Origin of the sequence: Cupriavidus pauculus (genome assembly GCF_002858765.1) — a bacterium.
GTDB lineage: Bacteria > Pseudomonadota > Gammaproteobacteria > Burkholderiales > Burkholderiaceae > Cupriavidus > Cupriavidus pauculus_B.
Genome location: NZ_PJRP01000022.1, coordinates 1 through 21,770, shown reverse-complemented (window position 1 = coordinate 21,770; position 21,770 = coordinate 1). Strand labels below are relative to the sequence as shown.

Genomic DNA, 21,770 nt, shown 5'->3' with positions numbered 1-21,770 from the left:
TTGGAAACGTTATTAATTTCGATCATACGGCCACCTTTTTCTGATAACGCTTGACCAGCAGCGAAGCGGAGAAACAAATGATGAAGTACACGAGGCCGGCGAACAGCAGCATCTCCACGATGCGGCCGTCACGCTCGCCAATGCCATAGGCCTGACCGAAGAAGTCCGCCAGCGCGCTCACGTAGACCAGCGACGTATCCTGGAACAGGATGATGCCCTGCGTCAGCAGCAGCGGCACCATGTTGCGGAACGCCTGCGGCAGCACCACCAGGCGCATGGTCTGGCCATAGGTCATGCCCAGCGCCTGCGCGGCGAACATCTGCCCGCGCGACACGCTCTGGATACCGGCGCGGATGATTTCCGAGTAATACGCAGCCTCGAACAGCGAAAACGCGATCAGCGCGGAAGTCATGCGCAGGTCCGATGCGGCGTTCAGGTTGAATACCTTCTGCAGCAGCTGCGGGATGATCAGGAAGAACCACAACAGCACCATCACCAGCGGGATGGACCGGAAGAGCGTCACGTACCCCTGCGCGAACCAGTTCAGCGGCCTGCTCGACGACAGACGCATCATCGCCAGGATCGTGCCCCAGACGATGCCGACGATCACCGCGGTCACGGTGATCTTCAGCGACACCATCATGCCCTCGCCGAGCACGTGGATGGTCGACGCGTTGATCGAGCTGAAATCGAATTCGTATGCCATATCCAGCTCCTTACTTGCCGCCAATGAAACCCGGCACGCGGGTACGGCGTTCCACCCAGCGCATCAGGAACATCACCGTGAAGTTGATCAGGGCGTACAGCACCGTGACCGCAATGAACGACTCATACGGGCGCGCGGTGTAGTCCACCAGCTGGCGGCCCTGGGCGGCCAGCTCCAGCAGGCCGATGGTCGACGCCACCGCCGAGTTCTTGAAGATGTTCAGGAATTCGGACGTGATCGGCGGCACAATGACGCGGAACGCCATCGGCAGCAGCACGTGGCGATACGTTTGCGCCAGCGTGAAACCCATGGCCAGGCCGGCGTTCTTCTGGCCGCGCGGCAGCGAATTGATACCCGAGCGCACCTGTTCGCAAACTCGGGCGGCGGTAAACGTGCCCAAGCAGATCATGGCGGCCAGGAACTGCTGGGTGAACGGGTTCATCTGCTTGATGGCTTCGCCGCCGGGCAGCAGCTCGGGACCGACGAAGTACCAGATGAACAGCTGCACCAGCAGCGGAATGTTCCGGAAAATCTCGACATAAGTGGCGGCGAAACCGGACAGCCACTTGTTCGGCACGGTGCGCAGCACACCCAGCACGGAGCCGATGATGAGGGCGATGATCCACGACGACAGACCCAACGCGATCGTGACCTTGAGACCGGAAATCATCCAGTCCAGGTACGTCTCGTTGGAGGCGGCCTGCTCGAGGAAAACTCCCCAATGAAATAGGTACTCCATTAAACCCTGTCTCCTCCAAAAAACAGAAACGGAAGGATCGCTCCTCCCGTTTCGCACGGCTCTAGTCGGCGAGTATCTTTATCGTTCGAATCCCTGATGAGTTTCGTCATCTCCTTATCAAGCAGGCATCAACGCTGAGCGTCGTGGCTGTGCCGGCTACATGATCCACTTCCCCACGATCTTTTGGCGCGACAGTTACCGTGTCGAATACTGATCAGCGCTTCGTCCTTGGAGAACATAGAGCCCGGCATTTCACGCGCCCTAGGTGTTGCTGCCACCTCCCCTGTTCGGCTCTTCGTCACTGCACGCGGAAACTGATCGTGCTTCCTTTTTAGAGCCTCATCCACCTGCAAGCGAAGTTAGTCTATTGCCCACCGACACAACAGGAAAAGCGATAAATTTTTGTTCTGAGCAGCATTATTTTTGCTACGTTGACGCACCCTCCTATCTATCGATTAGAAGGTGGATCATGCTATCGCGCTGAATCGTGAGGCCTTCAGAGGCACGGCGACGTGGGTATCGCTTTCATCTCCGCGCGGCCGACAGATCGCTCACTCCTCGTCGAGTCAAACGAGGGCAGCAAACTATGAGTTACGTGACGACCACTTCCGGAAGGATCTACGGGGGGAGCGAGTAGGAAAATCAGTTCTTAAGGCGATTTTTCTTACTCGCCACGGCATGTTTTCTCTTCGTGTGCCACATCGGTGCGCGCACCAAAGCTGTGATCCGTCGAGAGCCCTCTCCCCCTGCACAAGCTCCATCTCCAATCCCTAACTTCGGGAGCAGAGACGCATCGACTTACGACAGCATACGGAACTTTGCGATGACCTGATGCCTTGGAAGCCGCTGAGTAGCTCAGATTCTCGCCCCTCGCTGCAACTGATGGTCGCTCGAAATCGCGGTGACCACCGTGTGGAAGCCCCTCTCGGCATTTACCCTACCCAAGGTTCGCCGTAGCAAGTTCAACCTGGTGCAATGCCGCCGCAACTCGCACCTTCCCGGTGATTAATCGATAATTTTCTTGGTTAGCTCAAATATTCGTCGCTTTTTTTAGCAAATTGACCTGCATAGACTCTGATCCAACGGTCGTCTCAGTCATCCAAATCTGGGCGTATTCAAAGCCGTCCGCCGACCACAAGTCTGCACTCAACGCATGGCGCTCCATTGCAAGCGTCACGTATCCGCCCCCCAGCAGTAAGAGTCAGAACATGCGAAGAATCCTCGTAGCCAATCGCGGCGAAATTGCTTGTCGCATCATCCGCGCCGCTCGCTCTCTCGGGCTCGAGACCATAGCGATCTACTCCGCGGCAGACGCTGGCGCCCTCCACTGCCAGATGGCAAATATCGCGGTTCCCGTTGGTGCGGCCCCTGCCACGCAGAGTTACCTCAACGTCGAAGCAGTCCTTACCGCAGGTAGGGAACACGGAGCTGACGGCGTGCATCCCGGCTATGGTTTTCTGTCCGAGAACACAGCCTTTGCCCAAGCAGCAGAGGCTGCGGGTATACGATGGATCGGCCCTTCCGTGGAATCCATTGAAAACATGGGCGACAAGAACCGAGCGCGGGAAATAGCTGCTGCGTGCGGTGTACCGGTACTTCCAGGAAGCGCTCGCTTTATGCCAGGGGAGCTGGAAGGCTTGGAAGATGCGGCAACCCAGGTTGGCTATCCGCTGCTGGTCAAAGCCGCAGGTGGCGGTGGCGGGATCGGCATGAAGTGTGTGAATAGCGAAGATACGCTTGCGGCTACCGTTGCTTCCACACAAGAACTGGCGCAAAAAGCCTTCGGTGATGGAAGCGTATATCTGGAACGCTACGTGGCCCGAGCACGCCATATCGAGATCCAAGTGTTTGGATACGGCGACGGAACAGCCGTCCACCTCTTCGAGCGCGAGTGCTCAGTACAACGCCGATTTCAGAAGATTGTGGAAGAAAGCCCGGCGCCGCTTCTGAGCGCAGACGTCCTATCCCGCATGACCTCTGCAGCCGTCGCGTTGGCCGCGTCCCAACGCTACAGCGGCGCGGGCACCGTGGAGTTCATCCTCGACGCGGACAGTGGAAATTTCTTCTTCCTTGAAATGAACACGCGCATTCAGGTCGAACACGGCGTCACGGAACTCGTTACCGGATGGGACCTGGTGCAGGCGCAGATTCAGCTCGCAGCTGGCACGCTCACCCCAGTTACTCAAGACGATATCAGACGCAAAGGCGCAGCAATTGAATGCCGACTTTACGCTGAAAATCCCGCCCGACATTTCCTTCCCTCACCTGGCCGGCTGCAGAAGTTCAGGCTACCGGATCTGGCGGGACTGCGTGTCGACACAGGTGTTCGCGAAGGGGACACAATCTCCCCCTATTACGACCCCATGGTTGCAAAGTTGATCACCTTCGGTAGCGACAGAGAACGGGCGCGCCAGACGATGCTTACGGCGCTCTCGGAAACTCACATCGAGGGAATCAAGAACAACGTCGATTTTCTCGGCAATCTTCTTCGCCACCCCGACTTCGTCTCCGGCGACATCGACACGGGATTCGTCATGCGAGAGATGGCAGCACTTATCGGGGACAGTGCCGCACCGCGCCCAGTAGCACGCGATGCAAAAGTTGGCGACGAGGTGCGAGGATGAGCGCGTTACCTATCAGCGTTGCGCACACCACCGCCGCCAAGTGGCGTATCGAGCCGTCTGGCGAGCGATTGCTCATCGTCTCGTTCGAAACAGGAACCGAAGCCGACGCTCTTTCCCGTGCAAACCGAAGTGCCTGTGCCGCAGCCCATAGGCTCCGCGTCGCAAACCTACCAGCTGTCACTGACATCGTCCCTGCCTTGACCACCGTTGGCGTGCACTACCGACCAGCGGCAGTTACTTGCGACGCAGGGGAATCGCCGTTCCACGCGATGTTGGAGCAGCTATCAGCATTGTTGGCGACGCCATTGGACGCCGTTACCGAAGCAACCCGTTTGATCGAGATTCCTGTCTGCTACGGCGGCAATTTCGGCCCCGACCTTGAGGAGGTTGGAAATCTAAGCGGACTGGCGACGAACGATGTAATTGCGCTGCACAGTTCCGTTCCCGTAAATGTGCTTATGCTCGGTTTCGCCCCAGGCCATCCATATGTTGGCCTATTTGACGACCGCCTAAAGGTGCCGCGCCGGTCCACACCTCGTACAACCGTTCCGGCTGGCTCCATCGGGCTGGCCAATCGCCAATCCGTGATCTACCCAATGGACCTCCCGGGAGGCTGGAACATCATCGGTAGAACTCCCCTTGCACTCTTCGATCCGGCGCGCGAAACACCGTGTTTGCTAAATGCTGGCGACAACGTTCGATTTGTGCCGATTGGCGTCGAAGAATTTTTCTTCCTCGCCGCTGGGGAGGGAAAACTATGAGCGCTACATCAATGTTCATTGAAGTTATCAAGCCGGGTGCCCTTAGCAGTTTCCAGGATCTTGGACGCCACGGATTTCAGCAGCTCGGCGTGCCAGCCAACGGGGTGATGGACGAGCACGCTCACCGACTTGCGAACGCCCTGGTCGGCAACGCACAAGCTGAGGCCACACTCGAAATTACGCTGATGGGGCCCACGCTGCGATTCCAGGCGGCCGCAGCCGTTGCAGTATGTGGCGCGGACCTCGACGCCACTGTTGACGGAGCACCACTCTCGCCGGGGCAAGCTTTCGTGGTTCCTGCGGGTGCCACACTCAGCTTCGGCAAGCGTCGCTCTGGACTGCGCGCATACCTTGCCGTCGCAGGAGGCTTTGCGCTGGATCCAGTTATGGGGAGCAGCAGCACGTTCCTCCGCGGCGGATACGGTGGTGCGCAAGGCAAGCCGATTCGCAAAGGCGACATGCTCGTGCTTCGCAATCCCCGTCAGGAATTTCCCGTGGTCTCGTCGGAAATTGCGACTGCAATAGAGGCAGAAGCCGGCAAGCCGCTGCGCGCCGTTCGCGGTAGGGAATGGCAGGCTTTCAGCGAGCCGGCGCAACGCAATTTGGCAGAGACTGAGTACCGGATTGGTGCTCAGTCCGATCGTATGGGCTATCGGCTGGAGGGCGCCGCCCTACTTTTGCAGGAGAAGCTCGAGTTAGCGTCCGAGGCAGTGGGCTTCGGCACCATTCAAGTTCCGCCAGATGGCCAACCCATCGTTCTCATGGCCGACCGGCAGACCACGGGCGGCTATCCGAAGATCGCACACGTCTGCGCAGTGGACTTGCCCCGGCTGGCACAGTGCATGCCCGGCGAGACTGTCCGCTTCACACTCGTCTCGCTTGAGGAAGCTCAAAAGCTGGATTTGCTGCGAGAAGAGGCATTTAACCGGTTGGAGGCTCATCTTGCTTAAACTCGACTTCAACAGTGACCTCGGCGAGAACTTTGGCCTTTACAAGCTCGGGGACGATACCGCCGTACTCTCCCAGATTAGCTCAGCTAACGTTGCATGCGGTTTTCATGCAGGAGACCCGCAGACCATCGCCGCGACGGTCCGAAATGCTGTAGCAAACGGCGTCTCAGTCGGAGCACATCCTGGTTTTCAAGATCTGCAAGGTTTCGGCAGGCGAGCGATTCAAATGTCGCACGGCGAAATCTACAACCTAACGGTCTACCAAGTTGGCGCCGTGAAGGCGTTTGCAGAAGCCGCTGGTTCTCGACTTGCACACGTCAAGGCCCATGGCGCCCTATACAACATGGCGGCAAAGGACCTCGGCATGGCCCGTGCGCTGGCCGAAGCGGTTCACGATGTGGATTCGTCTTTGGTCTTCTTTGGCCTGGCCGGTTCCGAACTCGTCCGTGCCGGACGCGAAGCGGGCCTCCACGTTGCCGAAGAAGTATTCGCTGACCGTAGCTATCAGGCAGACGGATCGTTGACGCCGCGCGGACAACCCGGCGCAATGATCACCGATGTTGACACTGCCATTTCGCAAGTACTGCGGATGGTACGCGAGGGTGTCGTTCGGTCTCAGCAGGGCGTCGACGTGCCGGTCAAAGCAGACACGCTGTGTATTCATGGCGATCAACCCGGTGCGGCCACATTCGCCCGCGACATCAGAGCCGCTCTTATCGCAGAGGGGATAGACATTCGCCCTCCTCAGGCCACTTACGAATATCGATAACGCGACGACACTGCTATGCAAGAAGACTCGAATGCCGTCCCCATTGTCGCCGAGACAACAGGAACCCTGTGGAAAATTGTGGCACAGCCGAATGTAGAACTGTTCGGTGACGATACCATTTTGATTATTGAGTCCATGAAGATGGAGATCCCCATCGACGCTCCGGAACCTGGATATGTCATCGAATATTTTGTGAACGAAGGGGATCCCGTCGAAGAGGGACAGATTATTGGACGATTCTCGCCCAAGACGTGATCGGAACCCTTCGATCAGCTCGCCATTCCGCGCACTGATCTTAACGACGTGTTGTCGACAACGGCCAATACTGGTGCACAGTTAGCGTCCTAGGATACGCAAGAAGCCGCAAGACAACCAGGGTGGTGCGAAAGAGGAAAAGGAACGTGATAAATGCATGGTTTTTCGAAGCCAGGGATTTTATCGCACGCCAATATCATTATCTGCTTATATATTCCTTCTAGTTTTACTGGCACGCTTGTTGCTGAATAAAGCTTGAGCATGTAGATCCCTTAAAAATTAAGTCTTCTAGATTATTCCCACATGCGAGTGGGAGTAAGTCGTAACAAAGCAGAGCATTGGCGTTTCCCAATAATTGCCTGCCATCGATTCGTGCTCGACGTTTATTCCCGTGAATCGCACTCCGCGACTTACGTGGCTTCATTCATCCTGCTTTCTTGGAAGATGCGACCATGTCCAACGCCCCCAACCCTGCGCTGCCCATTTCAGCAGCCCCGGCAACGACCACCGACAGTGGAGACGCCTCAGTCGCCCGCAAAGCAGCGATAGCCGCCGCCGCTGGTACCGCGATTGAGTACTATGAGTTCGGTATCTACGGATACCTGGCTGCCACTATCGGGCCGCTCTTCTTCCCTAGCGACAACGCGACTGCGTCGTTGCTCGCCATTCTGGCTGTATTTGGCAGCGCCTTCTTGATGCGTCCCATTGGCGGTATTGTGCTGGGGCGCCTAGGTGACCGATTTGGACGGCGATCCGTGTTACTTGTCACGGTTATTGGCATGGGTGTGGCCACTGCTGCAATTGGCTTTCTTCCCGTCGCAGCTACTGCCGGCATCGGCGCGCCGATCCTTCTTTTTCTCGTTCGGCTTGCACAGGGCTTCTTCGCGGGTGGCGAGGTCACTGGTGCCGCCGCCTATGTGGCAGAGTCCGCACCGCCGGGCCGCCGAGGCTTCTACGGTGCGTTCACGCCGGTGGGCGTTTCAGTCGGAGCTGCGCTTGCCGCGACAGTCTGTGGGCTCACAACATCTATCCTGGGCCCAGACGCACTGAGTGCCTGGGGATGGCGCATTCCGTTTCTGAGCGCCATACCGATGGTGCTTATCTCGTTTCTTGTCCGCAAGCGGATCGAAGAGTCCGTGGCCTTCCAGCAATTTCAGCAACACAACGAGCCGACGAAAGCGCCACTCACCGAAGTCTTCAGCCAGCATATGCCGGCAGTCGTCAAAGTTCTCGTGCTGGCGTTCGGCCAGAACGTCGGCTACTGGATCGGTCTGGTGTTCATGAACATCTACCTGACCACATATCTGAAGTACGACAAGGCCACGGTGTACTGGATCATGGCATGTGTGAGCATCACGATGGCCCTGCTTATGCCTTTCTGGGGTGGGCTCTCGGACCGGCTGGGCCGCCGCAAGGTGCTAGCCATCGGTTTCGTGGGATACGCTGTTCTCGTGTTGCCGATGATGATGCTGATGGATCAGCACAGTATCGGTTTGGCATTCTTGGCAATGCTTATCGTCGCGCTTCCCATGCCCATTGTGCAATCTGTGGGATATCCAACCTACTCCGAGCAGTTTCCGACACGCGTCCGCTATTCGGGCATGGCGTTTAGCTTCAACATCGGAGCCATCCTTGGAGGCGGTGTTACCCCATATGTTGCGACAGCGCTGATTGGCTCAACCGGCAACTTGCTATCTCCGGCGTACCTGCTGATGGGCGGATCCGCCATTGCGTTGCTCACACTCCTGTGGGTCAAGGAAACAGCCAAGGACGCCCTCCAATGAAATCTGCCACTGGTGCCTTTTCGGCCCCGATGGACGACCCTGCCATTGCACGCGCGGCGATCCGCCGCGGTGACTGGCGCGGACATACGGCCGGCATGGCGCCCGGCCGCGTGCAGGGGAATCTGATGATCCTGCCACTCCAGTGGGCTCCAGAGTTCTTGGCCTACTGCCGTGCGAATCCGGTGCCCTGCCCGCTTATCGGCATGACCGAGCCAGGATCACCACTGATGCCCAGGCTCGGACGCGATATTGACCTGCGGACAGATTTGCCGCGCTACCGGGTCTGGCGAAACGGGACACTCTCCGAGGAATGCGAGGACATCACTACGTTGTGGCGAAACGACTTTGTCGGGTTCGTACTCGGCTGTTCGCTATCGTTTGAGCACGCGTTACAACGCTCGGGTATAGAGGTCCGTCATGTCGACGAAGGGAAAGTTGTGCCAATGTATCGCACAAACATCGAGACAACACCGGTCAGCCCCTTTTCCGGCACGATGGTTGTATCGATGCGCCCCTATGTACCTGAGATCGCTCGGCAGGCCGCCCAGATATGTGCGCAACTGCCTGCAGCGCATGGGGCACCGGTACATATCGGAGATCCAAGCACCATCGGCATTGTCGACGTGAACTCTCCCGACGAAGGCGACACTACCGACATTCTGCCCGGAGAGGTTCCGGTTTTCTGGGGATGCGGCGTTACACCTCAAGTGGCAGCCATGAACGCGCGGCTCCCCATATGCATCACACATGCGCCGGGTTATATGCTAATCGGCGATCTGGAAATTGAACGCGTGACGCTGCTTTAGAGCTTGCTGGCGGCTCGCGAGGACTAGCAGCCGCCGTAGTTCTTACGTCCGCTAGCGGTGATTGTGTAGGTGCCACCGCGAGGCCCCGTGTAGCAAGTCGGGCCAGGCAAACTACGAGTGGAAACGAAGGAGTTCGCCGACCGAGCGCCAACTGCGTTTTGAGGACGCTCCACGCCCGAGCTTACGCGAGCGCCGCCGCGATGACAGTGATACTCCCCGGTCTTTCGGTTGGTGTGGCAGCCGTCGGCATCCAAGCCGCCACCATGGGCGTGAGCTACGCTTGCCCATATCAGACTAGCGAAGCATACCGTTACCAGGCTTGCGCTCGTAGTCAAATGCCTGCGCAGAGCAAATTGCTCACACATGGGACCCCTCCCGTCTATAAGTTCTTTGTTTTGCACAGCAGCAGTCTTTTTCTTGCCGTGCCCGCTATTCTCCTCACGCCGCCATCAGCTGACTATCCTGCGCTGGAGGGAGATGTTGGCGGTTCCGTGTTCGACATGCCGATGCGGGATCCGTACCAGGCAGCCAGGCTGCCGGAGACTCTGGCTGCCGGTTTTTCGATATCTCGACCGCATCTCGCTCGCCTCGTACAACTAATAAGGCACTTAGCTTGATTTTGTAGACGACCGGTCGACTTGTTGCTTACAATGCGATGAATGCGCACATGATGGTTAAGCGTGAACCAAATTTGTGACGGGATAGATGCTGCGAAGATCCCAACTTACAGAGGGCATAAGCCCTGCAACATCCGCGAGCGACTTTGCCTTCAGGCAACCGACGCGACCAAGAAAACGTAGGACCCGTGCGGGCCAAGTCCGCTTTAACTGGACCAATTCGACAAATGAACATGAACCCAAGCACCGAAATCGGTAGCGGCAACGAATCAACACTGTCCACCCGGCTAGATCGAGTTTTCGAAGCTGCGCTGCGAGAGAAACGCATCGTCGGCGCAGTGGCGCTTGTCGCTAAGGATGGCAAAGTTATTTACCGACAGGCTCACGGGCAAGCCGACCGAGAAGCTAATCGTCCAATGCGCGAGGATGCTCAATTTCGCTTGGCCTCCGTGACAAAGCCCGTTGTGACGCTTGCTGTGCTACGTTTGGTCGCAGAGGGCCGCATGCAGCTTGACGCCCCGATCACGCGCTGACTCCCGCATTTCACCCCGGCGACGGTTGATGCCAAGACTCCCGCGATTACAGTTCATCAGCTTTTGACCCATACTGCCGGGCTGAGCTACGGCCTTTCCGAGGAGCCAGGCTCCGTCTATCACACGCTTGGGATTTCAGACGCCTGGACTTGGGTGATTTCGGCCTCGACGAAAACTTGTCACGTATCGCTCGAGCCCCGCTGGCATATTCGCCAGGCACGTCATGGCGCTATTCTCTGGCCATCGACGTACTCGGTGCCGCGATCGAGCGAGTTACAGGAAAGCCTCTCGCTGACGCAGTGAACGAACTTGTCACCACCCCCCTTGGGATGGCGGATTCAGGCTTCCTAGCAGCCAATATTGAACGTCTTGCTGTGCCATACGCAAATTCTGCAACTGAGCCGGTCAAGATGAGCGACAACATGGATGTACCCCTTCCAGAAGGCTTTGGCGTATCGGTTCGATTCGCCCCTTCACGTGTAGCTAATCCGAACGCCTTTCCTTCTGGCGGCGCCGGTATGTATGGAACAGCCGACGATGTGCTGCGCGCCCTCGAGGTTTTCCGCGCGAATCAAGGTTTCTTGCCGGACGATCTCCATACGTCTATGAACGCAGCTCACGCCGGCCCCGACGCTCAAGCTAGTGGGCCGGGCTGGGGCTTCGGATATGGAGGCGCAGTGCTCGTCGATCCAGCAATCGCCGCGACCCCGCAAAGCGCTGGGACGATGCAATGGGGCGGGGTGTACGGTCACACTTGGTTTGTCGATCGCGAGCGCCAGCTTACGGTTGTGCTTCTAACCAACACTGCGTATGAAGGCATGGCAGGTGCATTGACCGTAGACGTACGCGACGCCGTATATCTAGCTTGATCTGCTCCAAGTCGAGCGCCCAAGCAAAGGAGCGCGAGAGCATCGCGCTCCTTCCAGGTACTGCAGCAACGCCCAACCGTCCAGCTACGCGGGCCAGCGCTACCAAGTACCGCGCCGGTTCAGTAAAACCGTCGCAGATGACTGCTAGACAGCTCGTCGAGCCCGGTTACTCCAAGCATCGCAAGGTCGCGGTCGATTTCAGCCTTCAGCAGCGAAATACCGTGTGCAACACCTGGGCATGAGGCGACCGCAGCGGCGTAGTTGAAAGGCCGGCCGACGAAGACGAACTTCGCACCCAGCGCGAGAGCTTTAACAACATCCGTACCTCGGCGCACGCCTCCGTCAATCATGACGGGCATGTTACCGACAGCATCAACGACTGCGGGCAGCACGCGTAGCGGGGAAATGGCCCCATCGAGTTGGCGGCCCCCGTGATTCGATAGCACGACAGCATCAGCACCGTGGCTTCGAGCTAGTACCGCATCTTCGGGGGAAATGATGCCCTTGATTACGAGGTCACCCTTCCAGCGCTCCCGGATTCGCCGAATATGGCTCCAATCGAAATGATCGCGTTGGGAGAAATCACGGTCCACAGTTCGGGACACAATGGGCGCGCCACGCTCGGCAAATGAGTTCTCGAAATGCGGCATACCATTGAGCAGCGTCCGCGCAAACGTACCAAGCAACCATCTCGGGTGTGATACGCCGTCCCACGCCAATTTCACACCCGGTCGCAGCGGTGTCGAGAAGCCCGCACGCATGATGTTCTCGCGATTGCCTGCCACAGGGATATCGACGGTAACGACCAGCGTACGAAAGCCGGCTGCAGCGACCCTGCTTACTAGGGCATCGATTCGCTCCGGTGTTCCTGGAAGATATGCTTGAAACCAGCTACTTGGCGCAGCCTTGGCAACGTCCTCCATCCTGGTCAGCGACGTGCCACTCAAGACGAAGGGTATGTTTGCCTGCTCGGCAGCTTGGGCAAGTACGATATCCCCCTGATAAGTCGACAAAGCGGCAATGCCCATCGGCGCGATGCCAAAGGGAGCGGCATAGTCAACGCCGAACAGCGACGTGCGCATGCTCCGATGCGCAACATTGCGAAGCACTCGAGGCACGAAGCCCCAGCCATCGTACGCATTGCGGTTGTCATCTCGCGTCAGATTGCGCTCGGCAGCGCCGGAGATGTATCCGTAGATCGCTTTGGGGAGGCGTTTGCGAGCCAAAGCCTCAAAGTCGTCTAGTGCAAGAACCTTGGCCAGCGCACCCCTCAGGCTCGACCCACCGATTCCCGCCCACGCCTGTCGGGGCGGCGTTTGCCCCGGAGCGTCCAAAGCTTGTTTCATCATGGTTAGCTACGTGGGAGCAGCTCTCGCTGCCCCCTTTGCCGGTGCGTGAAATATCAATCTTCGAAGGAAATGTTCCGTTCCTTCACCAGCTTGCGTGTCTTTTCCATCTCGGATTTGATCTGCGCAGCATACTCCGCAGACGTATTCCCGACAGGGATGGCACCAGCATGCTCAATACGTGCTCGCACTTCCGGCATCGACAGAACTTGCTTCATTGCGCTCGACAACCGAGCAAGTACGGCAGGAGGCGTCTTGGCGGGCGCAACCAGGCCGTACCACGCCTGGTCATCAAACCCTTTCAAGCCAGCTTCCTCCATCGTCATCACATTCGGATAGGTAGACAAGCGCTTCGGAGCGATGACGCCGAGCAATTTCATTCTTCCGCTGTCGATATGCGGCTTCGAAGAAGGCAGTTGGTCAAAGAGGATATCAACCTGACCACCCATGACGTCGTTCATGGCCGCACCTGATCCCTTGTAGGGCACGTGCTGAATCTTCACCCCGGCGCCTGCCTGGAACGACTCCCCGAGCATATGGTTGATGGTTCCCTTACCAGAACTGGCGTACGAGTACTTGTCTGGGTTGGCCTTCAGCAGCGCAATCAACTCACGGAGGTTGTTTGCCGGCAACTTCGGATTCACAACGAGGACATTCGGCATCGCCGCAATGTTGGTGATAGGTACGAAGCTATCGACGGAATAGCCGGGTTTCGGGTGTGTGGCCGGGAATATGACCATCGTGCTGACCGTTCCCATTGCCAACGTATAGCCGTCCGGCGCCGCGCGCGCTACCTCCGCTGTTCCGATAAGGCCGCCAGCGCCCGCCTTGTTGTCAACAACGATTGGCTGCCCCAACGCCTTAGACAGAGGCTCCGAGATATGCCGCGCGATGATATCGGTTGATCCGCCCGGAGCATATGGAACGACGAGCCTGATTGGCTTGTCCGGATAGCTTTGTGCCGCTGCGTTGCCTGCAATGAAAGCCGTAGCGCAGAGCGCGACAGACGCAAACTGTCGAAGGTGAAGCATGTCTTTGTCTCCTGTCCGGGTACTTTGCTCGCACCCGTAGTTTTGTTTGCCTTGGCCTCCGCGTCTCGCTCAGAATCGGGGCGCGTGACTATTGTTGTTTAGTTTTTCTGTTGAAATAAGTGCCAAAACTTGCATTTCAACCAAACAAAAATTAACTTCTTGTACTTAGCCCCTTTGTGAAATGAATTTATGGACACACGATTCCTGCTGAGCTACGTGACAGTGGTCGAGTGCGGCTCGCTAGCCGAGGCTGCCCGCAGGCTCGATATCACTCCAGCTGCATTGGCGGCAAGAATTCGCACGCTTGAGGAAGACTTAGGCGCTGTGCTACTTCGACGGTCGGGGCGCGCGGTTAAGCCAACAGAGGCAGGTTTACAGATCCTCGATCAGTCACGAAACGTCCTCAGCCAGGTATCTGACCTCCGCGCCGCGGCCACGAACCGGCAGGGTATCGGTCAGCTTCGGGTTGGAAGTTTCTTCTCTGCATCCACTGCCTTGCTGCCTCCTTTGCTCGATAGCCTCTATCGGGAGCTCCCAGACCTTTCAGTGTTTGTGGATGTGGGCTACTCACCGGAGCTGTCTCGCAAAGTCATCGCGGGCGAGCTCGACGCGGCGATTGTTGTGGAGCACCAGTTCATCATTCCAAAGTCCTGCGAATGGCACCCGCTGACCGAAGACCCGCTCGTTGTAGTAGCACCGCGCAACCTAGCTGGTGAAAAGGACGCACATGCATTGCTGGCTAGGGAGCCCTTCATCCAATATGACCGACGAATTTGGGGCGGCAGGCTGGCAGATCGCTATCTTCGGGAGCGAGGAATCCAGCCTCGCGTACGACTCGAAATCGATGGGTTGATGACAATAGCCGCCTTAGTCAGTCGGGGTATTGGAATCTCGCTGTTGCCAGACTGGGCGCCAATGTGGATACCCACGCTGCCCCTTGTGAGAATTCCGCTACCGGGTCCCGCACCTACCCGGCGCATCGGCGTACTACGTCAAGTCCGTGGGCCACGTGACCATTTCGTCAATGCCCTCCTACGCCATGCGACCGAAGTCTGCAGCGCCGGCGTAGGCGAGCCCTAAACATCAACCCACAAGCTTGCCGGCGCGAGCATCCTTCTTCGCAAGCCGAGCTAGAAGGTGGTCTACTTCGCTTTTCGCTTGAGGCGTCATGGAAGCGCCAGGCTTGCGCTGCGCCGCCGAGGTGAGGAGACCACGTCGCATCATCACGTACTTGCGCACTGCGAGACCTGCGCCAGGTTGCTGCTCGTAGCGCAGCAAAGGAAGATGGGCATCGAACAGGTCGTGAGCCTCCTCCCTCTTTCCGGCCTTTGTGAGTCGCACAACATCGCACAACATGTCGGGGAAGCAGTAACCCGTGTTCGCCCCGTCTGCGCCGCGCTCCAGCTCGTAGTCGAGGAATAAACCATTATTGCCGCACAGAATCGAGATATGACGCATGGAGCCATCCTTCTCGAAACCACGCAGTGTGGAGATCTTCTCGAGCCCTGGCCAATCTTCATGCTTGAGCATGACGCACGACGGGAGCTCCTGCACGATACGTCGGATGACGCCTGGCGTCATTTGCACCGAAAAAGTAAGCGGATAGTCCTGGAGGACGAAAGGCACGTCCGAACCGATGGCCTCAACTGCCTGACGGTAGTAGGTCACAATCTGATCGTCCGTTCTCAGGGTGTTCGGCGGCGCGATCATTACGCCCGCCGCTCCCATCTCCATCACTTCCCGGGTCAACGCACGCATGGCAGCGAAGCCGGGCGCCGAAACGCCAACCACCACCGGAATCGCCGAAGCTCTGGAAATAAAACGACGGGCGACTTCGACGGATTCCTCATGCTCAAGCTTGGCAGCCTCACCGAGTTGTCCCAACACGGTAGCGCCTGTTGATCCGCTTTCAAGATAGAAATCAATCAAGCGGTCAATGGAGTTGAAGTCAATCTTCCCATCGTCGAAGAAGGGGGTGGGAGCAATTGGATATACACCGCTGGCGTCGGAATTCAGCAACATAGCAATCTCCTAAAAGTCAGACGAAGCGCAAATGCACCTCGCAGTATCAGTTGTCCGGCTAGATGGTGTTGATCAAACCACCATCCACGCGAATGATGGATCCGGTGATGTAGCTGGCATTCTGGCTGACCAGGAACGTCACGACATCGCCATACTCGTCGGGGCGACCGTAGCGGCCCACAGGAATTGCAGCAGTGCTTTCAGCGGACACTGACTCGACAGTTCGGCCCTCACGTTTGGCCTTGGCCTCGTCGAGGAACTGGATCCGGTCCGTGGCGACACGGCCCGGGAGCACAACATTGACCGTCACACCGTCTCCACCCACTTCACGCGCAAGCGTCTTCGACCAGCCCACAAGCGACATGCGGAGCGCGTTCGAGATGCCGAGATTTGGGATGGGCGCAACAACACCGGAAGACGTACTCGTAATGATGCGGCCCCACTTGCGTTCGCGCATGCCAGGAAGGACACGGTCCGTGATTGCAATTACCGACAGAACCATGCTGTCGAAGTGCTTGCGCCACATTGCTGGATCCTGCCCCGCGGCCGACGTCGGAGGTGGCCCCCCCGTGTTGTTCACGAGAATGTCAACTGGACCCAGCTCGGCTTCAATGGTTGCAATGTTTCCTTCAATCGAACCAAGGTCCGCAAGGTCCCATCGAAGAGCGCATGCAACGCCTCCATTCTTGGTAATCGCTTCCACGGTCTTCTTCGCGGCATCGGCATCGATGTCTGCAACCGCTACACGTACCCCTTCCGCCGCCAGTGATTGGGAAATTGCTCCACCCAGCCCACCACCAGCGCCCAAAACCAACGCCACCTTGCCGTCAATACCAAGCTTCATTCTTTGCTCCAAGGTTGGGCCGTTCCACGACCCTCAGATAAAAACCCTTCAGTCAACGAGTCTCCAGCACCTCGTTCCCGTGCATCTCCTGCGCCGTCGGCCCACGTGTCGTCGGGTTGCGCATCAGGATTGCCGCGAGTAACGCAGCCGAGAACGTCAACGCAGGTAGCCCCGAAAGGCGACACTGTCGTGGCGAACTCAGACTGCGATGCTTGACGGGAAAGCGTTCTCTGCAACATCTGCTTCCTCCGCGCCCACACATTCGTCAGGGTTTCCGGCGGCTGGGACATTGCGGATCGCCATTTGAAGAAGCTCGGCGAAGTGCTTGACCTCCCGTCCCGCTCCTTGCCGAATCTGCTCTCGACAACTGAATCCGTTTGTCAGAATCACCGTGTCAGCAGCTGCCGCACGCACTGCGGGTAGCAAGACCTCCTCACCGATACGCATCGAGAGTTCCACGTGATCCGGATTAAAGCCAAACGACCCAGCCATTCCACAGCATCCGCTATCGAGAAGCTTCCAGCTCGCGCCCATCTTCTCGAGCAGTGCCGTCTCGCCGGCGGTACCGAAAATGGACTTCTGATGGCAATGCGCGTGAACCAGGACATCTACGTCCATGCGTGGAGGCTCATACCCATGCTGGTGCAGGAAATCAGGAAGAAGCCAAACCTTCGACGCCAGCATGCGGGCTCGCGGATCATTCGGAAGCTGACGCAAGAGCTCATCCTTGAAGACCGATAGGCAACCAGGTTCGAGACCCACAATGCCGACCGCTTCACCGGACTCCAGCATCGGAGTAACAGCGTCAAGCACCTCACGCAGCTTTGCACGTGCCAAGTCCAGCAATCCGAAGTCATAGAGCGGTCGACCACAGCACAGGTTCTTCTTCGGTGGAAGCTCTGCAGAGAACCCCGCGTGTTCCAGGACCTCTACTGCTGCGTGTGCAATCTCTGGATGGAAACTCTCCGCAAAGGTGTCGACCCAGAGAATGACGCGCCGCTGCGTCTGCACACTCGAATCTGGCTTACGCGTTGAGAACGCCTTGCGGAACGGCTGCAAAGCGAATGCAGGAAGGTTCCTGTCTGCGGCGATGCCGGCGAGCCGTCTGGAAATAGCTCGCAGCACGGGAGTTTGCGTAAAGATGTTTGCCAACCGTGGCAGCCGCGTGGCCACAGGGGCCCAATCACCGATGCGCCCCATGAACAGCGCTTGGCGAGGGCGACGACGTCCCTCGTAGTAGTGCGACAAGAACTCTGCCTTGTATGTCGCCATATCGACGTGCGTCGGGCAATCGCTACGGCAGCCTTTGCAGGACAGGCAGGTGTCAAGAGCTTCCTTGACGGATTCGCTCTTCCATCCGTCTTTAATCACGTCTCCCTGGAGCATCTCCCAGAACAGCCTGGAACGTCCTCGCGTCGAATACCGCTCCTCCCTGGTAGCTCGATAGCTGGGGCACATGGTGTTGCCCTTGAGGGTTCGGCACCGCCCCATTCCCACACATCGCTCCACGGCCCGCTGCATGCCATCACCTTCAGCACTGCGGAAGGCGATTTTTGTCTGTAGCGTGACGACCTTGTACTCTGGCCCGGCTCGCAAGTTCTCGTCCATCCGGTTTGCATGGACGACCTTTCCTGGATTTAGCCTGTTCTCCGGGTCCCAGATTGCCTTGAATTGCTCCATGGCAGCCATGACTTCAGGGCCAAACATGATTGGCAGGAACTCTGCTTTTGCCTGTCCGTCGCCATGCTCCCCTGAAAGCGAGCCGCCATACTCAACCACAAGCTCGGCCGCTTCTCGCGTAAACGCCCGCCACTCCTGGATACCCTCGTAGGTAGAAAGCTTGAATGTGATGCGCGAATGCACACACCCATCGCCAAAATGACCGAACAAGGATGTCTTGTAGCCGTAGCGGTCGACAAGCGATTGGAAGGCCCGCAGATAGTCGCCAAGCCGCGCCGGGTCCACGGCGGCGTCCTCCCAGCCTACTTGGGGATCGGGCTCACCCGGCTCAATGGAAAGCTGGGTGGCAGACGAGCCTGTTTCGCGAATCAACCAGATGCGCTTTTGCATTCCCGCATCGGTTACGAGCTTCGACGATGGCCGCGGTCCGGTAGTTCGCGTTGCGAAGTGCGACGCCGCACTTTGGGCTAGAGCAATCGCGTCTTCGGCAGTGTCGGCGCCAAACTCGAGCACAACCCATGCGTCCCCTTCTGGCAGCAATGCAATTTCCTCGGCACGGAGCCCTCGGGCTTGTAGGCCGCGGATAATCTGCCGGTCTAGCCCTTCGATTGCGATAGGACCGAAGCGCGTGTATTCGGGTACGGCGTCGCCAGCAAGATAGATGTCCGGAAATCCAAGAATCAGTGCCACGCGCTTAGGCGGGCTCTTCACCAGCCGGACACGAGCACGCAAGGTCAATGCACAGGTTCCCTCGGTACCTACGAGCGCGCGAGCTAGATTGAAGTCGTTCTCTGGTAGCAACTGGTCGAGGTTGTAGCCCGAAACACGCCGCTTTATATCCGGAAATCGCGAGCGGATGCGCTCCTGTTCACTATCCCGCAACGCGCGCAGGTTGGCATAGATTTCTCCCTTACGCCCGCCGGCCGCGATGATCTGATCCAACTCATCATCGCTGGTGGGGCCTACCCAGAAACGCTCGCCGTCATAGGTCAGCACCTCCAAAGCGATGACGTTTTCTAGGGTCTTGCCCGCCATGACCGAATGGGCACCGCAGGAGTTGTTACCAATCATCCCTCCAAGCGTGCACCGACTATGCGTAGATGGATCGGGGGCAAACGTCAGCCCATGTTGTTCCGCCGCTTCGCGCAACGTGTCGCAGACTATGCCGGGCTCTACAAGGGCCGTACCTGCGACAGGATCGAGTTCAAGTAGCTGGTTGCAATGCCGTGAAAGGTCAAAAACGACTGCGACATTGACGCACTGGCCGTTCATCGAGGTGCCAGCTCCGCGCGTCAATACAGGCGCACCATGGCGGCGGCAAATCTCCACGCCCAACACAAACTCGTCGAGAGACTTGGGCACGACGACGCCAATCGGTACCTGCCGGTAGTTCGACGCATCCGACGCGTAAACGGCCCGATGTGCTTCGTCAAATCGTACGGAGCCCGCGAGGCTCTCACGTAAATCCCGCTCGAGCGCTGCCCAGACGGACGCGTCGGTAGAAAGTGCTTTATGCTGCATGTGGGTACCTACTTTGTCTCCGGCTTGCCTCTTGACGGGGGCAGCGCCTCTTCTGCGACTTGCACGCTAGGGGTTTCCCGAGGTGCGGTGGTGCGTTTTCAGGAATCGGTAGAATGAGGGGCGAATCAGTGGACTCGCCCCATCTGTGGCCGCCGAGCCCTTGTTTTATTGGATTCTGGGCGAATCGACGTCAAGCTTCAAACGAGTCTTTTCGGTGCTATGCAGGAGTATTTGGAATGAATCCGAGGCGTTTGACCCCCTCAATGTCCCTATTGCTGGCCTTTGACGCTTCAGCCAGGCATCTGAGTTTCACACGCGCAGCCGACGAACTCGCCACGACGCAAAGCGCGGTCAGCAAGCAAGTACAGGCGCTTGAGGAGCTCGTTGGGGTGGAGCTATTCATTCGGTCAGGCCGAAAAATCACCCTCACCGACGTCGGGTCCATGTACCAGAGGGAGCTAGTTGGGCATCTGACTGGAATTCGAAATGCCACCCTGCAGGTGATCGCATATCGCAACGGCGGGGGCTCCCTGCAATTGGCTGTGCTGCCGACCTTCGCGACGAAGTGGTTGATGCCGCGGCTGCACGAGTTCTACGCGTCTCACGGCCAAGTTGAGCTCCATGTTCACTCACGTATTGGCCAAATTGACACGGACAAGTCCGGCATGGACGCATTCATTGCCGTCGGCGATGGCACTTGGCCGGGATGTGAGTCACACCTTCTTCAGAATGAGGAACTGGTGCCCATCATCAGTCCGCAACTGGCAAAGAGCGCCCCCATCCACGAGGTCGCCGACTTAGCCAATCATTTCTTGTTGCGGATTACTGCTCGGCCAGACGCGTGGCAGCGCTGGCTTGGTGCACAAAGCGTAAATACGGGACGGCTGCGCTACGGCCCGACTTTCGAACTCACCTCTCACCTCATCCAGGCCGTGACTGCCGGTATCGGTGTCGGTTTGGTTCCGCGCTATTTCGTCCAGGACGAGCTCGAAGCGGGAACGGTCGCAATTGCAGTGCAAAGCAGCGTGCCAAGCAATCTCGGCTACTACCTGGTATATCTGCGCGATCGCGCAAAATACCCACCCCTCCTACAGTTCAGGGATTGGCTATTGGCATCAGCCCACAGGCCTTTGGTGTAAGCGCGACGAGTTCCACCTTGACGCCATCAAAGGTGGCTCGATCCGGTTCGGCTAGGCAGATAAAAACGTATTGAATCGGGACATGCACACGACAGAGAACTTCGTCGTATTTAATCTCCACACCCCGGCATAAATTTCTTCGCCAAACCCCAATCATGCATGCCTTGCACACGTATACTATAAAGTCACACGTCGGCCGCGCGCAAAGCCGCCCGACGGTAGGGCCGCCCTTCTCGCCTGGAAGGCTTCGGTGGTGACCGCCCCATTGGTCGGCTTGATACGGCAGCGATGGGGGGAAACTGGTTGCTGTGGGGGAAGAGCTGAGACGACCAGCACGCGGGCGAAGATAGCGCGTGGCTCGAAATGACTGTCGGAGCTGTCCAGGCTATGGACCGTGGAAGGAGCCGACATCTTGAATGCAGGGGGCCTTCGGCATTCCCTTTCATACCTCAAGAAGGATATCCTCACAAAAGCATTGCATCTCCTTACGTGAGGATATGTATTAGGTTATTCCAGTAAATATCAACGCTAAGAAATCGTACCGGAATAACCTCCGTACACGTTCGCGATCTTTTCAGCCCCCTCTTTCGCGTGCACGTTGCCCGCTTCGCGGTCGGGCAGCCAGGGAGGACAGGTTTAAGGGCGCACGTATTTTCTTGCGCCGCTCCGGACTCAAAACGGGCCTCGGGGTCGGGGTTTCGAATCACGGCTTTGGGGTCTCAGGCACGCCTGGCCTCTGGCCTCAGAGTTTCGTTTTCCGTGTCTCGGGTCTCG

The 21,770-nt window shown here is 57.9% G+C and carries 17 protein-coding genes and 1 pseudogene; 10 read left to right on the top strand and 8 right to left on the bottom strand.

What is annotated here, in order from left to right:
• Window positions 1-22 precede the first annotated feature (22 nt).
• Window positions 23-706, bottom strand: a complete 684-nt coding sequence (gltK, locus tag CYJ10_RS29945) for a glutamate/aspartate ABC transporter permease GltK (protein ID WP_101685073.1) — start codon at window positions 704-706, stop codon at window positions 23-25.
• A 10-nt stretch (window positions 707-716) separates the two neighbouring features.
• Window positions 717-1,445 carry an amino acid ABC transporter permease gene (locus CYJ10_RS29940; protein WP_101685072.1) on the bottom strand — a complete coding sequence of 243 codons (729 nt, stop codon included), beginning with the start codon at window positions 1,443-1,445 and terminating at the stop codon, window positions 717-719.
• 1,208 nt (window positions 1,446-2,653) lie between these two features.
• Between CYJ10_RS29940 and CYJ10_RS29935 the strand changes: the two genes are divergently transcribed.
• The 7 genes from CYJ10_RS29935 (at window position 2,654) to CYJ10_RS29905 (ending at window position 9,394) form a co-directional block, all read left to right on the top strand.
• Window positions 2,654-4,069: an acetyl-CoA carboxylase biotin carboxylase subunit gene (locus tag CYJ10_RS29935; RefSeq protein ID WP_101685071.1), complete on the top strand. Its 1,416-nt coding sequence runs from the start codon at window positions 2,654-2,656 to the stop codon at window positions 4,067-4,069.
• A complete protein-coding gene (pxpB, locus tag CYJ10_RS29930; RefSeq protein ID WP_101685070.1) occupies window positions 4,066-4,830 on the top strand; it encodes a 5-oxoprolinase subunit PxpB in 765 nt (254 codons plus the stop codon). The genes CYJ10_RS29935 and pxpB overlap by 4 nt, the downstream gene beginning before the upstream one ends.
• Window positions 4,831-4,841: 11 nt before the next feature.
• Complete coding sequence (locus tag CYJ10_RS29925) at window positions 4,842-5,780, top strand: 5-oxoprolinase subunit C family protein (protein ID WP_101685069.1); 939 nt, start codon at window positions 4,842-4,844, stop codon at window positions 5,778-5,780.
• Window positions 5,770-6,549: a LamB/YcsF family protein gene (locus CYJ10_RS29920; protein WP_308303025.1), complete on the top strand. Its 780-nt coding sequence runs from the start codon at window positions 5,770-5,772 to the stop codon at window positions 6,547-6,549. Before CYJ10_RS29925 ends, CYJ10_RS29920 begins: the two co-directional genes overlap by 11 nt.
• 15 nt (window positions 6,550-6,564) lie before the next feature.
• Entirely contained in the window at window positions 6,565-6,804 is a 240-nt protein-coding gene (locus CYJ10_RS29915; protein ID WP_101685067.1) for an acetyl-CoA carboxylase biotin carboxyl carrier protein subunit, read from the top strand.
• Window positions 6,805-7,256: 452 nt separating this feature from the next.
• Window positions 7,257-8,588, top strand: a complete 1,332-nt coding sequence (locus CYJ10_RS29910) for an MFS transporter (protein ID WP_101685066.1) — start codon at window positions 7,257-7,259, stop codon at window positions 8,586-8,588.
• Entirely contained in the window at window positions 8,585-9,394 is an 810-nt protein-coding gene (locus CYJ10_RS29905) for a putative hydro-lyase (protein ID WP_101685065.1), read from the top strand. Before CYJ10_RS29910 ends, CYJ10_RS29905 begins: the two co-directional genes overlap by 4 nt.
• 23 nt (window positions 9,395-9,417) lie before the next feature.
• Here CYJ10_RS29905 and CYJ10_RS29900 read toward each other — a convergent pair whose 3' ends face one another.
• On the bottom strand, window positions 9,418-9,759 hold the full coding sequence (locus tag CYJ10_RS29900) for a YHYH domain-containing protein (RefSeq protein WP_101685064.1): 342 nt from the start codon (window positions 9,757-9,759) through the stop codon (window positions 9,418-9,420).
• Window positions 9,760-10,244: 485 nt separating this feature from the next.
• On the opposite strand from CYJ10_RS29900, the pseudogene CYJ10_RS29895 reads away from it, so the two are divergent.
• A pseudogene (locus CYJ10_RS29895) lies at window positions 10,245-11,413 on the top strand (serine hydrolase domain-containing protein).
• Between the two features lie 119 nt (window positions 11,414-11,532).
• Here CYJ10_RS29895 and CYJ10_RS29890 read toward each other — a convergent pair.
• Both CYJ10_RS29890 and CYJ10_RS29885 read right to left on the bottom strand, forming a co-directional pair.
• On the bottom strand, window positions 11,533-12,762 hold the full coding sequence (locus tag CYJ10_RS29890; RefSeq protein WP_257993601.1) for an alpha-hydroxy acid oxidase: 1,230 nt from the start codon (window positions 12,760-12,762) through the stop codon (window positions 11,533-11,535).
• A 53-nt stretch (window positions 12,763-12,815) separates the two neighbouring features.
• Window positions 12,816-13,790, bottom strand: a complete 975-nt coding sequence (locus CYJ10_RS29885) for a Bug family tripartite tricarboxylate transporter substrate binding protein (RefSeq protein WP_101685063.1) — start codon at window positions 13,788-13,790, stop codon at window positions 12,816-12,818.
• A 189-nt stretch (window positions 13,791-13,979) separates the two neighbouring features.
• On the opposite strand from CYJ10_RS29885, the gene CYJ10_RS29880 reads away from it, so the two are divergent.
• Entirely contained in the window at window positions 13,980-14,870 is an 891-nt protein-coding gene (locus CYJ10_RS29880; protein WP_101685062.1) for a LysR family transcriptional regulator, read from the top strand.
• Window positions 14,871-14,873: 3 nt separating this feature from the next.
• Here the strand turns inward: CYJ10_RS29880 and CYJ10_RS29875 are convergent, their stop codons facing one another.
• The 3 genes from CYJ10_RS29875 to CYJ10_RS29865 form a co-directional block, all read right to left on the bottom strand.
• Complete coding sequence (locus tag CYJ10_RS29875) at window positions 14,874-15,812, bottom strand: dihydrodipicolinate synthase family protein (protein WP_101685061.1); 939 nt, start codon at window positions 15,810-15,812, stop codon at window positions 14,874-14,876.
• A 58-nt stretch (window positions 15,813-15,870) separates the two neighbouring features.
• Window positions 15,871-16,656 carry an SDR family oxidoreductase gene (locus CYJ10_RS29870; protein WP_101685060.1) on the bottom strand — a complete coding sequence of 262 codons (786 nt, stop codon included), beginning with the start codon at window positions 16,654-16,656 and terminating at the stop codon, window positions 15,871-15,873.
• 198 nt (window positions 16,657-16,854) lie between these two features.
• Entirely contained in the window at window positions 16,855-19,857 is a 3,003-nt protein-coding gene (locus tag CYJ10_RS29865) for an FAD-binding and (Fe-S)-binding domain-containing protein (protein ID WP_101685059.1), read from the bottom strand.
• Between the two features lie 263 nt (window positions 19,858-20,120).
• On the opposite strand from CYJ10_RS29865, the gene CYJ10_RS29860 reads away from it, so the two are divergent.
• Complete coding sequence (locus CYJ10_RS29860; RefSeq protein WP_257993600.1) at window positions 20,121-20,996, top strand: LysR substrate-binding domain-containing protein; 876 nt, start codon at window positions 20,121-20,123, stop codon at window positions 20,994-20,996.
• Window positions 20,997-21,770 lie beyond the last annotated feature (774 nt).